This window comes from Paraburkholderia sp. BR14374, assembly GCF_040948685.1.
Lineage (GTDB): Bacteria > Pseudomonadota > Gammaproteobacteria > Burkholderiales > Burkholderiaceae > Paraburkholderia > Paraburkholderia youngii.
The window spans coordinates 38,352-55,082 of record NZ_JBFPKF010000008.1 but is presented as its reverse complement, the minus strand read 5'-3'; the positions used below and the strand labels follow the sequence as shown (position 1 = coordinate 55,082).

Below are 16,731 nucleotides of genomic sequence, written 5' to 3'. Positions count from 1 at the left end.
CTCCACAGAAGCGGTTGATAACGGAATGGATCAGACGGGATCGATTTGCTGGAAAGCTCAGACGGCCCAGCGCACCTCGGTCGGCCGCGTCAGACGGCCCGGTTCCGGCAAGCCGTACGGGTCATAGGGCTCGTGCGCGCGATGCGCGATGGTGTCGTCGTTCGGCGCGTTTTTGAGTACGCGTTGCAACACGTGATCTTCGAGCGCGGCGAAGCCCGCCGACGCCCGCGCCCGTGGCCGCGCAAGCGCGACCGGTTGATCGAGCGCGATGCGGCCCTCCTCGATCAGCAAAATCCGGTCGCCGAGCGCGACGGCTTCGTGCACGTCGTGCGTGACGAGCAGCGCGGTGAAGCGATGCTCGCGCCACAGCCGTTCGATCAGCGTGTGCATTTCGATGCGCGTCAACGCATCGAGCGCACCGAGCGGCTCGTCGAGCAGCAGCAGTTGCGGACGATGCACGAGCGCGCGCGCTAGCGCGACGCGCTGCCGCTGACCGCCCGAGAGTTGCGCGGGCCAGTCGTTCGCACGTTCGAGCAGGCCGACTTCGGCGAGCACCGCGCGCGCATCGTCGCGCGCGCCCCGGCCGCCGCCGAGGCCGAGCATCACGTTCTGCAGCACGCTTTTCCATGGCAGAAGACGCGCATCCTGAAACATGATGCGAGTGTCGAGCGGACCGCCACTGCCGGCGCGTTTTTCGAGCACGCCCGAGCTGGCTTCTTCGAGACCGGCGACGAGTCGCAGCAACGTCGACTTGCCGCAGCCGCTGCGGCCGACGATCGCGACGAAGCTGCCGCGCTCGATCGACAGATCGAAGCCCGACAGCACCTCGCGCTCGCCATAGCGTTTGCCGACGTCGCGCAATTGCACCGCGTCGTCGCTTGCGGGGCGCGCGTCGCTGCGGGCCAGTGCAATGGCGGGTTGCAAGCCGGCCGCCCCGTCCCGCTCGATCTCCGCGGCCTCGTTCGCGTCGTGATCCGCGAGCCGCGGCTGCGCGAGCTCGGTCTCGAGGTCGCTGCCCGCGATGCCGCCGAAGGTCGTCGCTAGTGTCGTTGCGCTCATGCTTTTGCTCCTCGCTGATAGGCCGGATGCCAGCGCAGCGACACGCGCTCGAGGCTCTTCGCGAGCATGTCCGCGAGCTTGCCGAGCGCCGCGTACAGCAGAATGCCGACCACCACCACATCGGTTTGCAGGAATTCGCGCGCATTCATCGTCATGTAGCCGATGCCCGACTGCGCGGAAATCGTCTCGGCGACGATCAGCGTGACCCACATCAGGCCGAACGCGAAGCGCACGCCGACCAGAATCGACGGCAGCGCGCCCGGCAGGATTACGTGGCGGTACAGCGCGAAACCTTTGACGCCATAACTGCGCGCCATCTCGATCAGGTTCGCATCGACCGAACGGATGCCGTGGAACGTGTTCACATAGACCGGAAAGAACACGCCGAGCGCCACGAGGAACACCTTCGCTTGTTCCTCGATGCCGAACCACAGGATCACGAGCGGAATCATCGCGAGCGCGGGGATGTTGCGGACCATCTGCACCGTCGAATCGAGCACGATTTCCGCGGGCTTGAACAAACCCGTCGCCAGTCCGAGCACGAGGCCGATGCCGCCGCCGATCGCGAAGCCCGACACCGCGCGCCATGTGCTGACCTTCACGTCCGCCCACATTTCGCCGGACTGGATCAGCGACCAGGCCGCCTTCACGACTGCGAGCGGCTCGGGCAGCACGCGTGTCGACAGCGCGCCGCTGCGCGCGGCGATTTCCCACGCGAGCAGGATCGCGATGGGCGCGAGCCACGGCACCAGGTGCGCGCCGAAGCGGCGCAACGCGTCAGCGCGCGCGGTGGACGCGGGCTGCGGGGTTGCCCCCGTAGCCGCCTTCAAAGCAGTGTCACTCATGTTGGCTTTTCTCCTTGCCGGTCGAGATCGTCGTGCACGAATCGCGCAGACCGCGCGCCCTCGCTTCGCGCTCACTCAGCTCGCGCTCGCCGCCTTCGGCAGATCGCTGGTGCCGACGATTTCGCCGAACGGCCCCGACAGCGGCCCGTTGGCAACCTTGCTGAAGCGTTGCGGCAGGAGCGGAAACACGAGTTCGGCAAAGCGGTAGGATTCCTCGAGATGCGGATAGCCGGAGAGGATGAACGTCTCGATGCCGAGTGCCGCATACTCCTTCATACGCGCGGCCACCTGCTCCGGACTACCGACCAGCGCAGTGCCCGCGCCGCCGCGCACGAGCCCGACGCCCGCCCACAGATTCGGATAGACCTCGAGCTGTTCGCGCCCGCCGCGTTTGCCACCGTGCAGCGCGGCCATGCGGCGCTGGCCTTCCGAATCCATCTTCGCGAACGACGCCTGCGCACGCGCGACCGTGTCGTCGTCGAGCTTGCTGATCAGCTTGTCAGCGGCGGCCCACGCTTCTTCCTCGGTCTCGCGCACGATCACGTGCAGACGGATGCCGAAGCGGATCTGCCGGCCGCGTGCCGCGGCGCGTGCGCGAATGTCGGCGATCTTCTTCGCGACCGCTTCGGGCGGCTCGCCCCACGTCAGATAGGTGTCGATGTGCTCGGCCGCGATATCGTGCGCGGCCGCCGACGAGCCGCCGAACCACAGCGGCGGATGCGGGTTCTGCACCGGCGGATACAGCGCCTTGCCGCCTTTCGATTGCAGATGCTCGCCGTCGAAATCGATCGCTTCGTTGCTGTGCGAGGCCGTAAGCAGCTTGCGCCAGATATGCAGGAATTCGTCGGTGATTTCGTAGCGCGTGTCGTGATCGACGAATACGCCGTCGCCGGCCAGTTCGGCCGCGTCGCCGCCCGTCACCACGTTGATCAGCAGCCGCCCGTTCGACAGCCGGTCGAACGTCGCCGCCATGCGTGCGGCGAGCCCCGGCGACGACAGTCCCGGGCGAATCGCGACAAGGAACTTGAGCCGCTGAGTCGCGGGAATCAGGCTCGACGCGACGACCCAGGCGTCCTCGCACGAGCGGCCGGTCGGCAGCAGCACGCCCTCGTAGCCGAGCGTATCGGCAGCGACGGCGATCTGCCGGAAGTAGTCGTAATCGGCTGCGCGTGCGCCTTGGGACGTACCGAGATAGCGGCTGTCGCCGTGAGTCGGAATGAACCAGAACACATTCATGTTGTTGCTCCTGCCTGCTCTTGAAAGAAAACGGTGGGCGCGAGCGCCGGCCGCGCGCATCGAGCCGGCAACCGGCAAGGCGCTGCGACGTATTGAAGGATTGCGAAACGGACGGTGGGCTCAGGCCGCCGGCAAAAGCGCTGAAAGCCTATGCGCCGGGCGGACGACACCGCGAGCACGACCGTGCGCGCACCCTGCGCCAACGGAGATTCGGCATGAGGCTCGACATTGCGACGGTTTTCCTCGACCAACGTGCGCGTGGTGCGCTCGATTTAACGGATGACGGCGACACCGCGCCGTCTGCATGAGGAAACAGTCTATGGAGCGGTCCGCGGCTTTTGAACGATTTTTTTTAGCTTAGGAATTCCGCTTTCGTGATTAGCCCGGCGCTACCGCATACGGTTGTTGCGCTTTACACACGCGGCCGCGGCCGCCGCACCTCGATCGATATAATGGCGCTCGTTTCCAATCACCCGGTACAGGCGTTGCGATTCGCGTCGCCAGTACGTTGCCGGTGCAATGCATGCACAAAATAATTCTGCCGTTCGTCGCTGGTTTTCTGGCTTCTTTGTTCTTCCGCGAATCGACGCTGGCGCTGATGCACGCCGCCGGCATGATCGACCCCACCGGTTTTTCGACCGCGCCGTTTTTGCCGCTCGGCCTGCCTGAATTCATCGCGAACGCAATCTGGAGCGCGTGCTGGGCCGTGCTGATGGCCTGGCTGCTGCGCGTCGCGCCGCATCGGCACGCGCCTTGGGTACCGGCGTTCGTGTTCGGCGGCATCGTGCTGACCGCGGCGAGCGTGTTCGTCGTCGATCCGCTGCGCGGCATCTGGCCGAGCGGCAACATGCTGCCGCGCCTCGCGGTGGGCTTCGCGGCGAATGCGATGTGGGGCTGGGGCGCGCTCGTGTTCATGCGCGCGTTCATGGCGAGCGAGGCCGAGGAATGAGCGCGTCGCGCGTGAATACGCGCAACGCGTAGATTTTCGCGGGCGGGTTCGCGAGGCGGCGCGTTCTGTGCGCGTTCTATGCGCGTTCAGTGCACGTTCACCCGCGCAGAGCGACTAGCGGATGCTCGTCCGCCGGCCACGGACTGTCGAACATCTTCTCCACATCGGCCTGGTTGACGTCCTCGATGCGCGCGAAACGCCAGCGCGGCGCGTTGTCCTTGTCGATGATGCGCGCGCGAATGCCTTCCACCGTGTCTCCGAGCAGGAAGCTCGAACGTGTCAGATCGAGATCGACACGCAGCACGTCGGCCATCGACCCCTCCGCGCGCGTGACCACTTCGAGCGAGACCGCCATCGACAGCGGCGAGCGCTCGCGCAGCACCGCGATCGTCCGCTCGGCCCACTCCGCCGCGTCGCCGCCGCGCTCGCGCTCCTGTTCGAGCGACGCGAGTATCCGCGCGACGTCGGGCTGCGCGAAATGCCGGTCGATCAACGTGCGCGCCTTCGCGAGCGCGCTCTCCTCGGGCCGCGGCGCGACCTGATAGGCGAGCGTTTCGCGCTCGACGCACGCGACCACATCCGCGCCGCGCTCGAACGGTTCGCGCCTCAACGTAGCGACGAGCGCGGGCAACGCCGCGTCGTCGATGTAGACATCGGCGAGGCCCGCGTACAACGCGTCGGCCGCGCCGATCGTCTCGCCCGTCACCGCCAGATAGCGGCCGAGCGCGCCGGGCGTGCGCGCGAGAAACCAGCTCGCACCGACGTCCGGAAAGAGGCCGATACGGGTTTCGGGCATCGCCATCTTCGTCGATTGCGTGACGACGCGCAGGCCGCCGGTGCGATGCGCGCCCTGCGAAATGCCCATGCCGCCGCCCATCACGATGCCGTTCATCAACGCGATATACGGTTTCGGATACACGAAGATCGCGTGATTGAGCCGGTATTCCTCGCTGAAGAATGTATCGCGGGCCTGTTGGTCGCCGCGTTGCGCCGCCTCGTACATGAAGCGGATGTCGCCGCCCGCGCAGAACGCGCGCTCATGCCGGCTGCGCACGACGACGGCCAGCACCCCCGGGTCGTCGCGCCACTGGTCGAGCGCGGCGTGGATCGCGCGAATCATGCTCGTCGACAGCGCATTCAGCGCTTTCGGCCGCTCCAGTTCGATGAAACCGATGCGGTTGGTTACGTGGGTCGCGATTTCGTCGCTAGTGGCGGGCGAGGCGGACGTGGGCATGGAAAGCTGGGCGCGGCGGCGCGGGTTGACGTGGAACTGAACGTTATCACGGGCCTGCCGCTTTGCGTTTGGTGGCGGGCTCGGGAGCCGGGTCCATGGATTCGGCAGGCTGGCAGTGGCGCCGCGCGACGGTTTTCTTGCCGCGCACTGCGGCGCTCTTCGATGCACCCGCTGCCACGGGCTGCGGCGCGCCGAGCCAAGCGTCGAGCGTTACGCCGACGAGCGTCTCGAGCGGCGCACTCGGAAACACCGGACACGTGAGATTCAGCGCGACGATGCCATGCAGACTCGCCCACAACGCCTCGGCCCACACGGCCGACTCCATCGATGCGACCGACGCCGACAGACGCCCCGCTGCTCGCAACTCGTCGAGCGCGTCGATCATGATGTGCAGCGCGGCGTCGCCGGGGTCGTCGGCGTTGCTTCGGGACGCGGTTGACCGACTGGTCCCGGCGTTCGCGCTTGCATCGTCCCCGTTGCCGCCGTCTTTGCCTGCGGCCGCCGCCGCGCCGCCGAGCGCCGCGCCCGTATAGCTCGGATCCTCCATGAAAATCAGCCGGTACGTTTCCGGATGCTGGACGCCAAACGCGACGTACGCGCGCCCCAGCGCCTTCAAACGTTCGGCGGGATCTGCGATCTGCACGAGCGGCACGAAGGTCGCGAGCAACTGCGCGTAACCCTCCTCGCACAAGGCCCGCGCGATGTCGTCGCGACTCGCGAAATGCAGATACAACGTGGCGGGCGAATATTCGATCGCGTCGGCGATCTTGCGCATCGACAGCGCGGCAAAGCCCTCGCGCACGACGATGCGCCGCGCGGCATCGAGGATGCGTTCGCGCAGCGCCTGTTTCTGGCGGTGTTTTCGTTCAGCAATTCCCATGACTCGCAATTTTCAGGTTGACAAACTGAAAAGTCAAATTAAACTGAACGCTGTTTACTGAACAGTGTTCAGTACATTTTCATCGGTCAAACTGAGTCGCCACGTGCACACGCGACGAGGTCGCCGCCATCTGAAGGAGTCGTCATGCAAGCCACGGGAAAGGTCGGTTTATTCGGTGCCGCGGGCGCAGCGGGTCAAAGCATTGCCGCGGCGCTTGGTGCGGCGGGCCGCGATTATCGGGTGGTCGGCCGCTCGCGCGAGGCATTGCAACGCAGCTTCGGTGCCGACCCGCACGCTGAGATCGTCACCTGGAACCCCGACGACCACGCCTCGATTCGCGCCGCGGCCGCCGGTCTGCAAACCGTGATCTATCTCGTCGGCGTGCCCTACGACCAGTTCGCGCAGCACCCGCCGTTGATGGAGAAAACGCTGGCTGGCGTGACGGCCGCCGGCGTCGAGCGCTTCATTCTGATCGGCACCGTGTATCCGTATGGCCGCGCGCATGGCAATCCGATTCGCGAAGATCATCCGCGCGAGCCGCACACGTTCAAGGGCCGCATGCGGCTCGAACAGGAAAAGCTCGTGCTGGCCGGGCATGGCCGGAAAGGTCTCGAAACGCTGGTATTGCGGCTGCCCGATTTCTACGGACCGGGGGTTGAGCGCAGCCTGTTGCATGGTGTCTTCGTTGGCGCCGCTACCGGTAAGCGCGCGCAGGTGCTCGGTCCCATCGACGTGCCGCACGAATTCATCTTTCTGCCGGATGTCGGCCCCGTGGTCGAACGACTCACGCGCACACCCGAGGCCTACGGCCGCTGGTGGCATCTCGGCGGCGCCGGCACGATCACGCAGCGCGAAGTGGCGCACGAGGCCTACGCGCTCGCGGGCCGCGAGCCGAAGCTAATGGTGGCCGGCAAGGGCATGCTGCGCGTGCTCGGGCTATTCAATCCGCTGATGCGCGAACTGGTCGAGATGAACTATCTGTTGACCGAGCCGATCGTGCTCGACGATTCCGCGCTGGCGACGTTGATCGGGCCGTTCAGCAAGACTTCGTATCAGGAAGGGATCAGGCGTTGCTTCGAAGCGGCGCGCGAGGCAGTGCCGGCGCATGGTGTGAATTAGCGGCAACGCGTTGGCGATGCGTTGGTGGAAGGAAAGTTCCGCTCAGCCTGCCATCTGCCCTGGCGGAAAGTGACCACTCTTGAGTAGCACGGGTGTGCCGTTGCTGATCTGTAAATGCTCGCGCGCAACGGCCTCGATGCGCGGCCGGCCCGCATCGAACGCACGCAGCCAGCCGTCGAGATCCTCGCTGTAAGCGCCGAAATGATCCTCGAGCGCTTCCACCGAGATCGCGCACGGCACCGGCTCACCGTCCACCAGCGCTGAAAACACGACGGTCAGATTGGAGTCACGGTAAGCAGGCGCGTCTTCGGGAAAACGGATTTCCATGGTCGCCTCATCAAAAGGTGGCGGCGGGAACGTAACACGCGTGGAAAGCCGCTATGCGCCGCCGATCCGCGCGGGTCCCGCTATGGTACCCGCGCCGCCGGATCACGGTCCAGCGTGCGCGGGCGCCTGATTCAGGGCATCGCGCGGAAATCGCCGACACGCTCACTGCCCATCCAGCAAGCGGTCGACATATTCGCGCGCCGCCCGTTCGACGAACGCGAGCGCCTCTTCTTCGCTAGTGAAGCGTTGCCGGTCGCCGAGATCGAGCAACGTTTCCATCCGATGCGGATCGTCCGGGCCGGCTTCGGCGAGGCTAACCGAGCCGACGTAAGTACCATCCGCTTTGGCGTGCGCTTCGCCCGACGCGCCCGACGTGCTGCCCCCCGGCACGAGGCGCGCGGTGGCGCTGATGTAATAGCCGCGATAAGGGCCACTGACCCGTTCAGCCATCTTCGTCCTCCTGTTGCGGTTGCGGAGCTGGAACCAGTCGCGACGGCGCCGCCTTGATGTTCCAGCATGCGGCGCACCGCTGCACCGGAGGTGTGCGGGCGGCCCGCCCCATTACGATAAGGCGCGTCACAGCGCGATAAGTTCTGCGCGCTCGCGAGCCGCACTTTCGCCCCACGCCGCGGCCGCGCCGCACGTCAGCCACGCGCGCTGGTCGAACGGTTCAAATCGGCATGCTCCATGCTGCCAAACGGTACTATGACGACACCATTTCGAGACCAGCGAGCGCAATATGGGAAAATATTTTCTGCAGAATCACGAACTGCCCGAGCCGGATGCGGCGAACCGCTGGTTCGAGTACGCCGAAAGTCATGGGATCGACATCCCAAAAGCGATCAGCATCTGGGAAGACGCGGCCACCGAAGAAGGCGAGGAAGCCCGGCGGCTCGTCAGCGCGGCGGGCATCACCGTCGAAGCGACCTAAGCCTTGGCGCGCGCTCTCGCGTTCCACACCGACCGGCTCCAGCCCGGCAGCAACCTCTATCTGAATGAAAGGACACAACACGATGCATTTCACGACGCAACCGCGGCGCGCCGGCCGATTCCACCGCCTCCGATCCAGCGCCGTGCTTGCCTTCGTGCGTCGCGCGTCGCTGACTGCCGCATTGCCCGCTGCGCTGCTGCTCGCCGCGGGGCTCGGTGGCTGCGCGTCGTCGAACACGACCACGCTGATCAATCTGCCGAACGGCCAGACCGGCTTCGCGGTCAACTGCAGCGGCGCCAACGCCGGCTCGAGCTGGGCCTCGTGCTACGTGCAAGCGGGTAAGGCCTGCGGCGCGACCGGCTACGACATCGTGTCGAAAGATAACGACGAGGGTGGCACCGCTGGCGGCAGCGTCACCAACGTGGCGTCGGCGAATGTGAAAGGCCGCTCGATGATCGTGCGCTGCAAATAAGCCGACTTATGTTCCGCGCGCCAACCGAGGCGGCATGCGCGGGCGCTCAATGCGCCTGCATCTTCGAGAAGAGATTCAACACCGCGACGCCAGCGACGATCAATCCCAGCCCGATGATCGCCGGCACGTCGGGGACCTGCCGGTACAGCACCAGCGCGACCAGCGTGATCAGCACGATCCCGACACCGGACCAGATCGCATAGACGATGCCGACCGGAATGCTCCTGAGCGTCAGCGACAGGCAATAGAACGCGATGCCGTAGCCGAGCACGACGACCATCGACGGCAGCAGCCGCGAGAAACCGTCCGAGGCCCGCATCGCGGAAGTCGCAATGACCTCGGCGACGATCGCGATCGCGAGCAGCGCATACGGGGGTACGCGCATCGCGTCAGCTTTTCGCGAGCGCGAGCTTGCCGTAATCGTGACCCAGATGCGCGCACAGCGCTTCGACCACGAGTTCATGATCGGCGCGCTGCGGCAGACCGGAAACCGTGATCGAACCGATCACGCCCGCGCCTTCCACCGTCAGTGGAAACGCGCCGCCGTGCGATGCGTACTCGGTGGCCGGCAGACCGTGCTTGTCGGCGAGCGTCGCACCCGCGAGTTGCATTTTCAAACCGATCGCGTACGAGCTACGGCGAAAATGTGCAACCGTGTTGCCCTTGCGGCGCGCCCAGTCGACGTTGTCGGGCGTCGCGCCGTCGAGCAGGCTGAAGAACAGCGGCTGGCCAAATGTGCGCACGTCGATCGCGGCGCCAATGCCGCGCGCTTTCGCGACCTCGTGCAGATACGCGCCGACTTGCCACGCACGGTCGGCATCGAAACGGGGAAACACGAGGGTCTTTTCCTGAAGAGCGATGACCTGCAGATCGTGAGCGATATCCATGGGGTTTAGAACGGGTCGGAGGATCAGAGTCGAAGAGGTCGCCGTCGTGAAGATCCGGCGAGCCGCGTGGAGAATCTGAATTCTAGCGCAGCGTCCGCGCGCGGCTTTCCGGAGCCTTTCCGATAGGTGACGTAGCGGTCGCGGCGCAAAGCGCAATGAAGCCAATCCTTACATGGCTATTGCGCTGTCTGTCTGGCTGGTCTATAATCTTTTCTTCGACGGACGCGGGGTGGAGCAGTCTGGCAGCTCGTCGGGCTCATAACCCGAAGGTCGTAGGTTCAAATCCTACCCCCGCAACCACAACGAAATCATTGAAGGGTTACAACGCATTGGCGTGTAACCCTTTTTTGTTTTTGTGGCCACGATCTGACGAGCGCATTCGAAAATCGACTGTCAAGCGTGTCAGACGCGGCGGCGCCCGCCGCATCGAACCTCCCATCGCGCAGTCCCGCCGGCGCATCAGTAATCGCCCGCCCGGGTGATAAACTCCTATCACCCTTTCTCGTCCCCTTTCCAATGAAATTCTGTTCTGTCTGCGGCCACGGCGTCAGTCTGAGCATTCCGCCGGGCGACAATCGCGAGCGCTTCGTATGCAGCAGTTGCGGCACCGTGCATTATCAGAATCCGCGTAACGTGGTCGGCACGGTTCCCGTGTGGGACGACAAAGTGCTGCTGTGCCGCCGCGCGATCGAGCCGCGCTACGGTTACTGGACGCTGCCCGCCGGCTTCATGGAAATGGGAGAAACGACTGCCGAAGCGGCCTCGCGCGAAACGCTCGAGGAAGCCGGCGCGCGCGTCGAGGTGCAGAACCTGTTTTCGCTGCTGAATGTGCCGCACGTGCATCAGGTGCATCTGTTCTACATGGCGCGGCTGCTCGATCTCGACATTGCCGCCGGCGAAGAAAGCCTCGAAGTGAAGCTGTTCGAGGAGCACGAGATTCCGTGGGGCGAGATCGCGTTTCCAACCGTCGGCCAGACGCTGCGCTTTTTTTTCGCCGACCGCGCGGCCGGCAGTTTCGGCCTGCATACCGGCGACATCTTCCGCTCCCTGCGCGAAGGTTGAGCGGCGCGCATGGTTCCCTGGCTCGGAGCTGACGATCCGTTTCCGCCCGTCGAGCGCGCGCTCGGCGCCGCGAGCGGCGCGCCCGGTCTGCTCGCGGCAAGCGGCGATCTGCTACCGTCGCGCCTGATCGACGCTTATCGGCGCGGCATTTTCCCGTGGTATTCGGACGGCCAGCCGGTGTTGTGGTGGAGCCCCGATCCGCGCATGATCCTGCGCCCCGCCGAATTCAAGCTGTCGCCGTCGCTGCGCAAGACGCTCAAGCGGATGTTGCGCGACGACGCGTGGGAAATCCGCGTCGATCAGGATTTCGCCGCCGTGATGCGCGCCTGCGCGCAGGCGCCCCGCCGCGGCCAGCGCGGCACGTGGATCACCGCCGACGTCGTCGAAGCCTATTCGTCGCTGCATCGCCTCGGCGACGCGCACAGCATCGAAACCTGGTTCGAGGGCAAGCGTGTAGCGGGCTTGTATGGCGTGTCGCTCGGCCGGATGTTCTTCGGCGAATCGATGTATACCGACGTCACCGACGGCTCGAAAATGGCGCTGGCCGCGCTGGTCGGGCACTTGCGACGTCACGAAATAGAAATGATAGACTGCCAGCAGAACACGTCGCATCTGGCGTCGCTCGGCGGCCGCGAGATAGCGCGCAAGGCGTTCGTCGCGCATGTTCGCGCGTCTGTCGGCGCACCGGCCATTCCTTGGCGCTTCGACAAGACCGCCCTGCTCGAAATCCTCGTGCGCGCGGCGTAGGAAAAATCAGGCCGAATCCGGGTCCGCCGCCCATCGAATCGCGGCATCAACCGCCAGGCGCGCCGGGTTTGCATTACCAGAGACGCTTCGAGAGCTGCCAACGTGACTCATCCCAACGAGCTGCCTCTTTCGCCGCTTTCCGCGCTGCAATTTTATGCAACGGCGCCCTATCCCTGCAGTTACCTGGACGGTCGCATCGCGCGCTCACAGGTCGCCACACCCAGTCACCTGATCAATTCGGACGTCTACACGGATCTCGTCAAGGCCGGCTTCCGGCGTTCGGGCGTGTTCACCTACCGTCCGTATTGCGACGGCTGCCGCGCATGCGTGCCGGTGCGCGTGCCGGTCGAGCGTTTTCAGCCGAACCGCACGCAGCGGCGTGTGTGGAGAAAGCACGGCGACCTGATCGCGACCGTCGCGCCGCTGCATTACGACGAGGAGCATTACGCGCTGTATATGCGCTATCAGTCGGCGCGCCACGCAGGCGGCGGCATGGATCGCGACAGCCGCGATCAGTACGAGCAGTTCCTGCTGCAAAGCCGGATCAACTCGCGGCTCGTCGAGTTTCGCGAGCCGGCGCCGCTGCGTCCCGATGGACGGCCCGATCCGCGCCCCGATGCACAGGGCGCGCTGCGCATGATCAGCATGATCGATATCCTCGGCGACGGGTTGTCGTCGGTCTACACGTTCTTCGAGCCGAGCCTGCCCCATGCGAGCTTCGGCACGTACAACATCTTCTGGCAGATCGAGCAGGCGCGCAGCCTGAACCTGCCGTACGTGTATCTCGGCTACTGGATTCGCGAAAGCCCGAAAATGGCGTACAAGGCGAATTTCCGGCCGCTCGAAGGCTTGATCGACGGCGAGTGGCGCGTGCTCGATCCGGCCAGCATCGACTTTCCGCCGGTCGATCTGCCGATGCATGGACGACGCGGTCCGCTCAGGCCGTAGCCGAAGGGCCGTCCGCCGAGTCGTCGCCGGGCCCTGCTCGCCGCCAGCAACGCCCTACCAGTCTCATCAAAGCCCAAAGCCGGTAAAATAGCCGGTTCCCATTTTCCGGCCGTCCGGCTTCATCCCGTGTTCAGTTCCCTTTATCCGCTCGTTCGCGCCCAACTCTTTCGCATGGACGCGGAAGACGCTCACCATCTGACTTTGCGCATGCTCGGCGCCGCCGGCCGCACCGGCATCGCCGGCGCGCTCGCCGCGCGCGTGCCGGATTCGCCGCGCACCGTGATGGGCCTCACGTTCCGCAACCCGGTCGGACTCGCGGCCGGCCTCGACAAGGACGGCGCGTGCATCGACGGTCTGGCGGCGCTCGGCTTCGGCTTCATCGAAGTGGGCACCGTGACGCCGCGCGCGCAGCCGGGCAATCCGCGCCCGCGCATGTTCCGGCTGCCGCAAGCGAACGCGGTGATCAACCGGATGGGCTTCAACAACGCCGGCGTCGACCAGTTCGTGAAGAACGTCCAGGCCGCGCGATATCGCGGCATCCTCGGTCTGAACATCGGCAAGAACGCCGACACGCCGATCGAGCGCGCCGCTGAAGACTACCTGTACTGCCTCGAGCGCGTGTACCCGTTCGCGAGCTACGTGACGGTCAACATCTCGTCGCCGAATACGAAGAACCTGCGCCAGCTGCAAGGCGCCGACGAACTCGACGCGCTGCTCGCCGCGCTGAAGGACAAGCAGCAACGGCTCGCCGACATGCACGGCAAGCTGGTGCCGCTCGCCCTGAAGATCGCTCCGGACCTCGACGACGAGCAGATCAAGTCGATCGCCGACACCTTGCTGCGCCACCAATTCGAAGGCGTAATCGCGACCAACACGACGCTGTCGCGCGCTGCCGTCACCGGCATGCCGCATGCGGACGAAGCCGGCGGCCTGTCGGGCAAGCCGGTGTTCGACGCGTCGAACGAAGTGATCCGCAAGCTGCGCGCCGAAGTCGGCGAGGCGGTGCCGATCATCGGCGTCGGCGGGATCTTCTCGGGGGAAGACGCACGCGCGAAGCTCGCGGCCGGCGCGTCACTGGTGCAGCTTTATACTGGGTTCATCTACCGCGGTCCGGCGCTCGTCGCCGAATGCGCGCAGGCGCTGCGCTAAGCATCCGCACTGGCGGTGCATATAGACATAAACAAACGGTATTTAGATTGCGATAGTCTCGTTTGCTATGCTCTCGACCGTCAAAACGTCAGACGTACAAGGAACACGATGAAATTTGGCCTGCTGAAGAAACTCCTCGCCACCGCGCTGATCGGCGCGTCGTTGACCGCCGTCGCCGCGCACGCGGAAGACCTGCTCGACCAGGTCAAGCAGCGCGGCACGCTGCGCGTCGGTCTCGAAGGCACCTTCCCGCCGTTCAACTCGAAAGCGCCGTCGGGCGAGCTGGTCGGCTATGACGTCGACATCGCCAAGGCCGTCGCGGCCAAGCTCGGCGTGAAGCCGGTGTTCGTCACGACCGAATGGAGCGGCATCATCGCCGGTCTGCAGGCGGGCAAGTTCGATGTGATCGTCAACCAGGTCGGCATCACCGACGCGCGCAAGCAGACCCTCGACTTCTCGCCGGCGTACACGTACTCGGCCGCGCAACTGATCCAGCGCAAGGACGACACGCGCCAGTTCGCGTCGCTCGAAGACCTGAAGGGCAAGAAGCTCGGCGTCGGTCTCGGCACGAACTACATGGACATGGCGAAGTCGGTGCCCGGCATCGACGTGAAGACCTATCCGGGCGCGCCCGAATACCTGCGCGACCTGGCCGCCGGCCGGCTCGACGCGGCGTTGAACGACCGTCTGATGCTCGCGTACCTGCTGAAGAACTCGAACCTGCCGCTGCGCACCGGCGCGAACGTCGGCCCGGGCAACCCGTCGGGCATTCCGTTCCGGAAGGGCAACCCGCAGTTCGCAAAGGCGATCGACGATGCGATGACCCAGCTCGAAGCGGACGGCACCTTCACGAAGATCTCGGACAAATGGTTCGGCATCGACGTCAGCAAACCGATCAAGTAACACCCGTGTAGTCAAACGAAGGGCGGCATCGATCACGATGCCGCCCTTTGCGTTTATGCGGCCCGCGCGGGGGCCTTGGACCCGAACCGCGCGTCACGTATACCCCGAGCCGCATTGCGCGACCCGCGCCTGAACGCGCGCCAAAGTTTATGATGTGCGCTTTGTGCGTCAATAAGAACACTACCCATGTCCATCACATCCCTGCTGCTCCAATCGCTGCCGGTACTCGCACAAGGCGCCTTGCTGACGATCAAGTTCGCGATCCTGTCGATGATCTTCGGCTTGATCGGCGGCGCCGTGCTCGCACTGATGGGGATCAGCCACAGCCGGCCGCTGAACTGGATCGCACGCGTTTATGTGAGCGTGATGCGCGGCACGCCGCTGCTGGTGCAGATCTTCGTGATTTACTACGGTCTGCCTAGCTTCGGCATCTCGCTCGAACCGACGCCGGCCGGCGTGATCGCGCTGTCGGCGAACGTCGCCGCCTATCTGTCCGAGAGCATGCGCGGTGCGATTCTGGGCATTCACCAGGGCCAGTGGCTCGCGTCGTACAGCCTTGGGCTGTCACGGCGCCAGACGCTGCGCTACGTGATCGCGCCGCAGGCGCTGCGCATCGCGGTGCCGAGTCTGTCGAACAGCCTGATCAGCCTGGTCAAGGACACCTCGCTCGTGTCCGTGATCACGGTAACCGAGTTGCTGCGCAGCGCGCAGGAAATGATCGCGTCGACGTATCAGCCGCTGCCGCTTTATCTGGCCGCCGCGGCCGTGTACTGGGTGCTGTGCCAGGTGCTCGAGTGGGCGCAGCGCTGGTACGAGCGGCGGCTGTCGCTGCCGACGCGGCACTGAGCGCCGCGCACTCCTTTCTTTGCCCCGGCGGCTCATTCGCTAGCGAACTTCAGCCCCAACGCCGCGCGCGCAGCGTCGGCCATCGCGATCATCTGTCGCGACGTGTCGTGCGGCATCAGCGGACTCTCCAGCACACCCGCGCGAATCAGCTCGCAAAAGTGCGCGGTCTCGTAGTTCAAACCACCGCCTTCGAACGGTTCGTCGAGTTCGACGACGCGACCGTCCGCGTAACGGATGCTCGCGCGCGACGGGTTCCACCACGGCTCGTGCAGCGTCACGTGACCGCCTTTGGCCATCAGCAGCGCATCGCCCTTGCCATGCAGATCGAGCCCGCAGAATAGCTGCGCGATGCCGCCGCGCTCGTGCTGGCTGTTCAGACTCGCGAACGTATCCACGCCGGTGGCGCCGAGCCGGCCGAAGGTCTGCACGTCGCATGGTGCGCCGAGCCAATCGACCGCAAGAAACATCTCGTAGATGCCGATATCGAGCAGCGCGCCGCCCGCGTGCTCGAACGACAGCGACGGATGATCGGCCGGCACGCCAGGTACCGAGCAGCCCGCGCGCACGAGGCCGACCTCGCCGATCGGTTCGGCCGCGAGGTGCTCGCGCAACCTTCTGTAAAGCGGATAGAACGGCGGCTTCATCGCTTCCATGAAAAGCCGTTGCGAAGCGCGCGCGGTCTCGAGCACGCGCTCGAGCTGCGCACGATTGATACACGCGGGTTTCTCGCACAGCACGTGCAAGCCGGCTTGCAACGCGGCGATCGCATAGTCGGCGTGGCTGTCCTGCAGCGTCGCGATATACAGCGCGTCGATGCCGCTCGCGAGCAGCGTATCGAAACTGTCGCAAACGGTACCGCCGAATTCATCGGCGAACGCCTGAGCCGGTTCCACGCGACGCGACCACAGCGCGGCGAGCCGCGCGCGCGGCACGAAGGCGAGACCTTGCGCAAAGCGGCGCGCAATCCGGCCAGCGCCGACGATCCCCCAACGGATCTCACGCGATGAAGTGGTGTCCTGCGCTGCTCGATTGGTCGGTTGGGCGGTGCCTGCCTGCGGTGCCGCTGTCGTGTCTGTCATCGTGTGTGCGAGGGTCCATGCGGTTCGGAACAGCCGCTATTGTCGCCGATGCCGTTTG

20 protein-coding genes and 1 tRNA gene are annotated in these 16,731 nt (G+C 65.3%); 11 read left to right on the top strand and 10 right to left on the bottom strand.

The genetic code is table 11. The annotated features are described in order from the left end of the window. Window positions 1-57: 57 nt before the first annotated feature. From AB3X86_RS19925 to ssuD, 3 genes are all read right to left on the bottom strand, one after another. Complete coding sequence (locus AB3X86_RS19925) at window positions 58-1,059, bottom strand: ATP-binding cassette domain-containing protein (protein ID WP_368597334.1); 1,002 nt, start codon at window positions 1,057-1,059, stop codon at window positions 58-60. Next, on the bottom strand, window positions 1,056-1,904 hold the full coding sequence (ssuC, locus tag AB3X86_RS19920) for an aliphatic sulfonate ABC transporter permease SsuC (RefSeq protein WP_368597333.1): 849 nt from the start codon (window positions 1,902-1,904) through the stop codon (window positions 1,056-1,058). Before ssuC ends, AB3X86_RS19925 begins: the two co-directional genes overlap by 4 nt. Window positions 1,905-1,979: 75 nt before the next feature. Beyond that, window positions 1,980-3,140: an FMNH2-dependent alkanesulfonate monooxygenase gene (ssuD, locus tag AB3X86_RS19915; RefSeq protein WP_368589030.1), complete on the bottom strand. Its 1,161-nt coding sequence runs from the start codon at window positions 3,138-3,140 to the stop codon at window positions 1,980-1,982. A gap of 523 nt (window positions 3,141-3,663) precedes the next feature. Here ssuD and AB3X86_RS19910 point away from each other — a divergent pair. Beyond that, complete coding sequence (locus AB3X86_RS19910) at window positions 3,664-4,089, top strand: hypothetical protein (protein WP_176108714.1); 426 nt, start codon at window positions 3,664-3,666, stop codon at window positions 4,087-4,089. Window positions 4,090-4,186: 97 nt separating this feature from the next. Here AB3X86_RS19910 and AB3X86_RS19905 read toward each other — a convergent pair whose 3' ends face one another. Together AB3X86_RS19905 and AB3X86_RS19900 are read right to left on the bottom strand one after the other, a co-directional pair. Next, on the bottom strand, window positions 4,187-5,323 hold the full coding sequence (locus tag AB3X86_RS19905; RefSeq protein ID WP_368597332.1) for an enoyl-CoA hydratase/isomerase family protein: 1,137 nt from the start codon (window positions 5,321-5,323) through the stop codon (window positions 4,187-4,189). A 46-nt stretch (window positions 5,324-5,369) separates the two neighbouring features. Beyond that, window positions 5,370-6,203: a TetR/AcrR family transcriptional regulator gene (locus AB3X86_RS19900; RefSeq protein ID WP_368597331.1), complete on the bottom strand. Its 834-nt coding sequence runs from the start codon at window positions 6,201-6,203 to the stop codon at window positions 5,370-5,372. Window positions 6,204-6,347: 144 nt separating this feature from the next. Here AB3X86_RS19900 and AB3X86_RS19895 point away from each other — a divergent pair, with 144 nt between their 5' ends. Then, window positions 6,348-7,322 carry an NAD-dependent epimerase/dehydratase family protein gene (locus AB3X86_RS19895; protein WP_368597330.1) on the top strand — a complete coding sequence of 325 codons (975 nt, stop codon included), beginning with the start codon at window positions 6,348-6,350 and terminating at the stop codon, window positions 7,320-7,322. Window positions 7,323-7,364: 42 nt separating this feature from the next. Here the strand turns inward: AB3X86_RS19895 and AB3X86_RS19890 are convergent, their stop codons facing one another. Beyond that, on the bottom strand, window positions 7,365-7,649 hold the full coding sequence (locus tag AB3X86_RS19890; protein ID WP_013089272.1) for a DUF1488 domain-containing protein: 285 nt from the start codon (window positions 7,647-7,649) through the stop codon (window positions 7,365-7,367). Between the two features lie 162 nt (window positions 7,650-7,811). Then, window positions 7,812-8,099 (bottom strand): hypothetical protein, encoded by a 288-nt coding sequence (locus tag AB3X86_RS19885; RefSeq protein ID WP_368597329.1) that lies wholly within the window; start codon window positions 8,097-8,099, stop codon window positions 7,812-7,814. A 289-nt stretch (window positions 8,100-8,388) separates the two neighbouring features. On the opposite strand from AB3X86_RS19885, the gene AB3X86_RS19880 reads away from it, so the two are divergent. Beyond that, a complete protein-coding gene (locus AB3X86_RS19880; protein ID WP_176377915.1) occupies window positions 8,389-8,580 on the top strand; it encodes a hypothetical protein in 192 nt (63 codons plus the stop codon). Between the two features lie 82 nt (window positions 8,581-8,662). Next, window positions 8,663-9,052: a hypothetical protein gene (locus tag AB3X86_RS19875; protein ID WP_368597328.1), complete on the top strand. Its 390-nt coding sequence runs from the start codon at window positions 8,663-8,665 to the stop codon at window positions 9,050-9,052. 46 nt (window positions 9,053-9,098) lie between these two features. Here the strand turns inward: AB3X86_RS19875 and AB3X86_RS19870 are convergent, their stop codons facing one another. After that, window positions 9,099-9,437, bottom strand: coding sequence for a multidrug efflux SMR transporter (locus tag AB3X86_RS19870; RefSeq protein ID WP_368597327.1), 339 nt, complete (start codon window positions 9,435-9,437; stop codon window positions 9,099-9,101). Between the two features lie 4 nt (window positions 9,438-9,441). Beyond that, the gene (locus tag AB3X86_RS19865) at window positions 9,442-9,939 is read right to left on the bottom strand and encodes a heme-degrading domain-containing protein (protein ID WP_368597326.1); all 498 of its coding nucleotides are present in this window, start codon (window positions 9,937-9,939) and stop codon (window positions 9,442-9,444) included. A 223-nt stretch (window positions 9,940-10,162) separates the two neighbouring features. Between AB3X86_RS19865 and AB3X86_RS19860 the strand changes: the two genes are divergently transcribed. The 7 genes from AB3X86_RS19860 (at window position 10,163) to AB3X86_RS19830 (ending at window position 15,594) form a co-directional block, all read left to right on the top strand. Further along, a tRNA-Met gene (locus tag AB3X86_RS19860) sits at window positions 10,163-10,239 on the top strand. 216 nt (window positions 10,240-10,455) lie between these two features. Further along, complete coding sequence (locus tag AB3X86_RS19855; RefSeq protein WP_176377918.1) at window positions 10,456-11,001, top strand: NUDIX hydrolase; 546 nt, start codon at window positions 10,456-10,458, stop codon at window positions 10,999-11,001. Between the two features lie 9 nt (window positions 11,002-11,010). Beyond that, window positions 11,011-11,748, top strand: coding sequence for a leucyl/phenylalanyl-tRNA--protein transferase (gene aat / locus AB3X86_RS19850; RefSeq protein ID WP_176119951.1), 738 nt, complete (start codon window positions 11,011-11,013; stop codon window positions 11,746-11,748). 102 nt (window positions 11,749-11,850) lie between these two features. Next, entirely contained in the window at window positions 11,851-12,696 is an 846-nt protein-coding gene (locus tag AB3X86_RS19845; RefSeq protein ID WP_368597325.1) for an arginyltransferase, read from the top strand. A gap of 126 nt (window positions 12,697-12,822) precedes the next feature. Then, a complete protein-coding gene (locus tag AB3X86_RS19840; protein ID WP_176108725.1) occupies window positions 12,823-13,845 on the top strand; it encodes a quinone-dependent dihydroorotate dehydrogenase in 1,023 nt (340 codons plus the stop codon). A gap of 108 nt (window positions 13,846-13,953) precedes the next feature. Further along, the gene (locus AB3X86_RS19835) at window positions 13,954-14,748 is read left to right on the top strand and encodes a cystine ABC transporter substrate-binding protein (protein ID WP_184225780.1); all 795 of its coding nucleotides are present in this window, start codon (window positions 13,954-13,956) and stop codon (window positions 14,746-14,748) included. A gap of 186 nt (window positions 14,749-14,934) precedes the next feature. Continuing rightward, window positions 14,935-15,594 (top strand): amino acid ABC transporter permease, encoded by a 660-nt coding sequence (locus AB3X86_RS19830; RefSeq protein ID WP_176108727.1) that lies wholly within the window; start codon window positions 14,935-14,937, stop codon window positions 15,592-15,594. A gap of 32 nt (window positions 15,595-15,626) precedes the next feature. On the opposite strand, the gene AB3X86_RS19825 is transcribed toward AB3X86_RS19830, so the two are convergent. Next, window positions 15,627-16,673, bottom strand: coding sequence for a Gfo/Idh/MocA family protein (locus AB3X86_RS19825; protein ID WP_368597324.1), 1,047 nt, complete (start codon window positions 16,671-16,673; stop codon window positions 15,627-15,629). Window positions 16,674-16,731 lie beyond the last annotated feature (58 nt).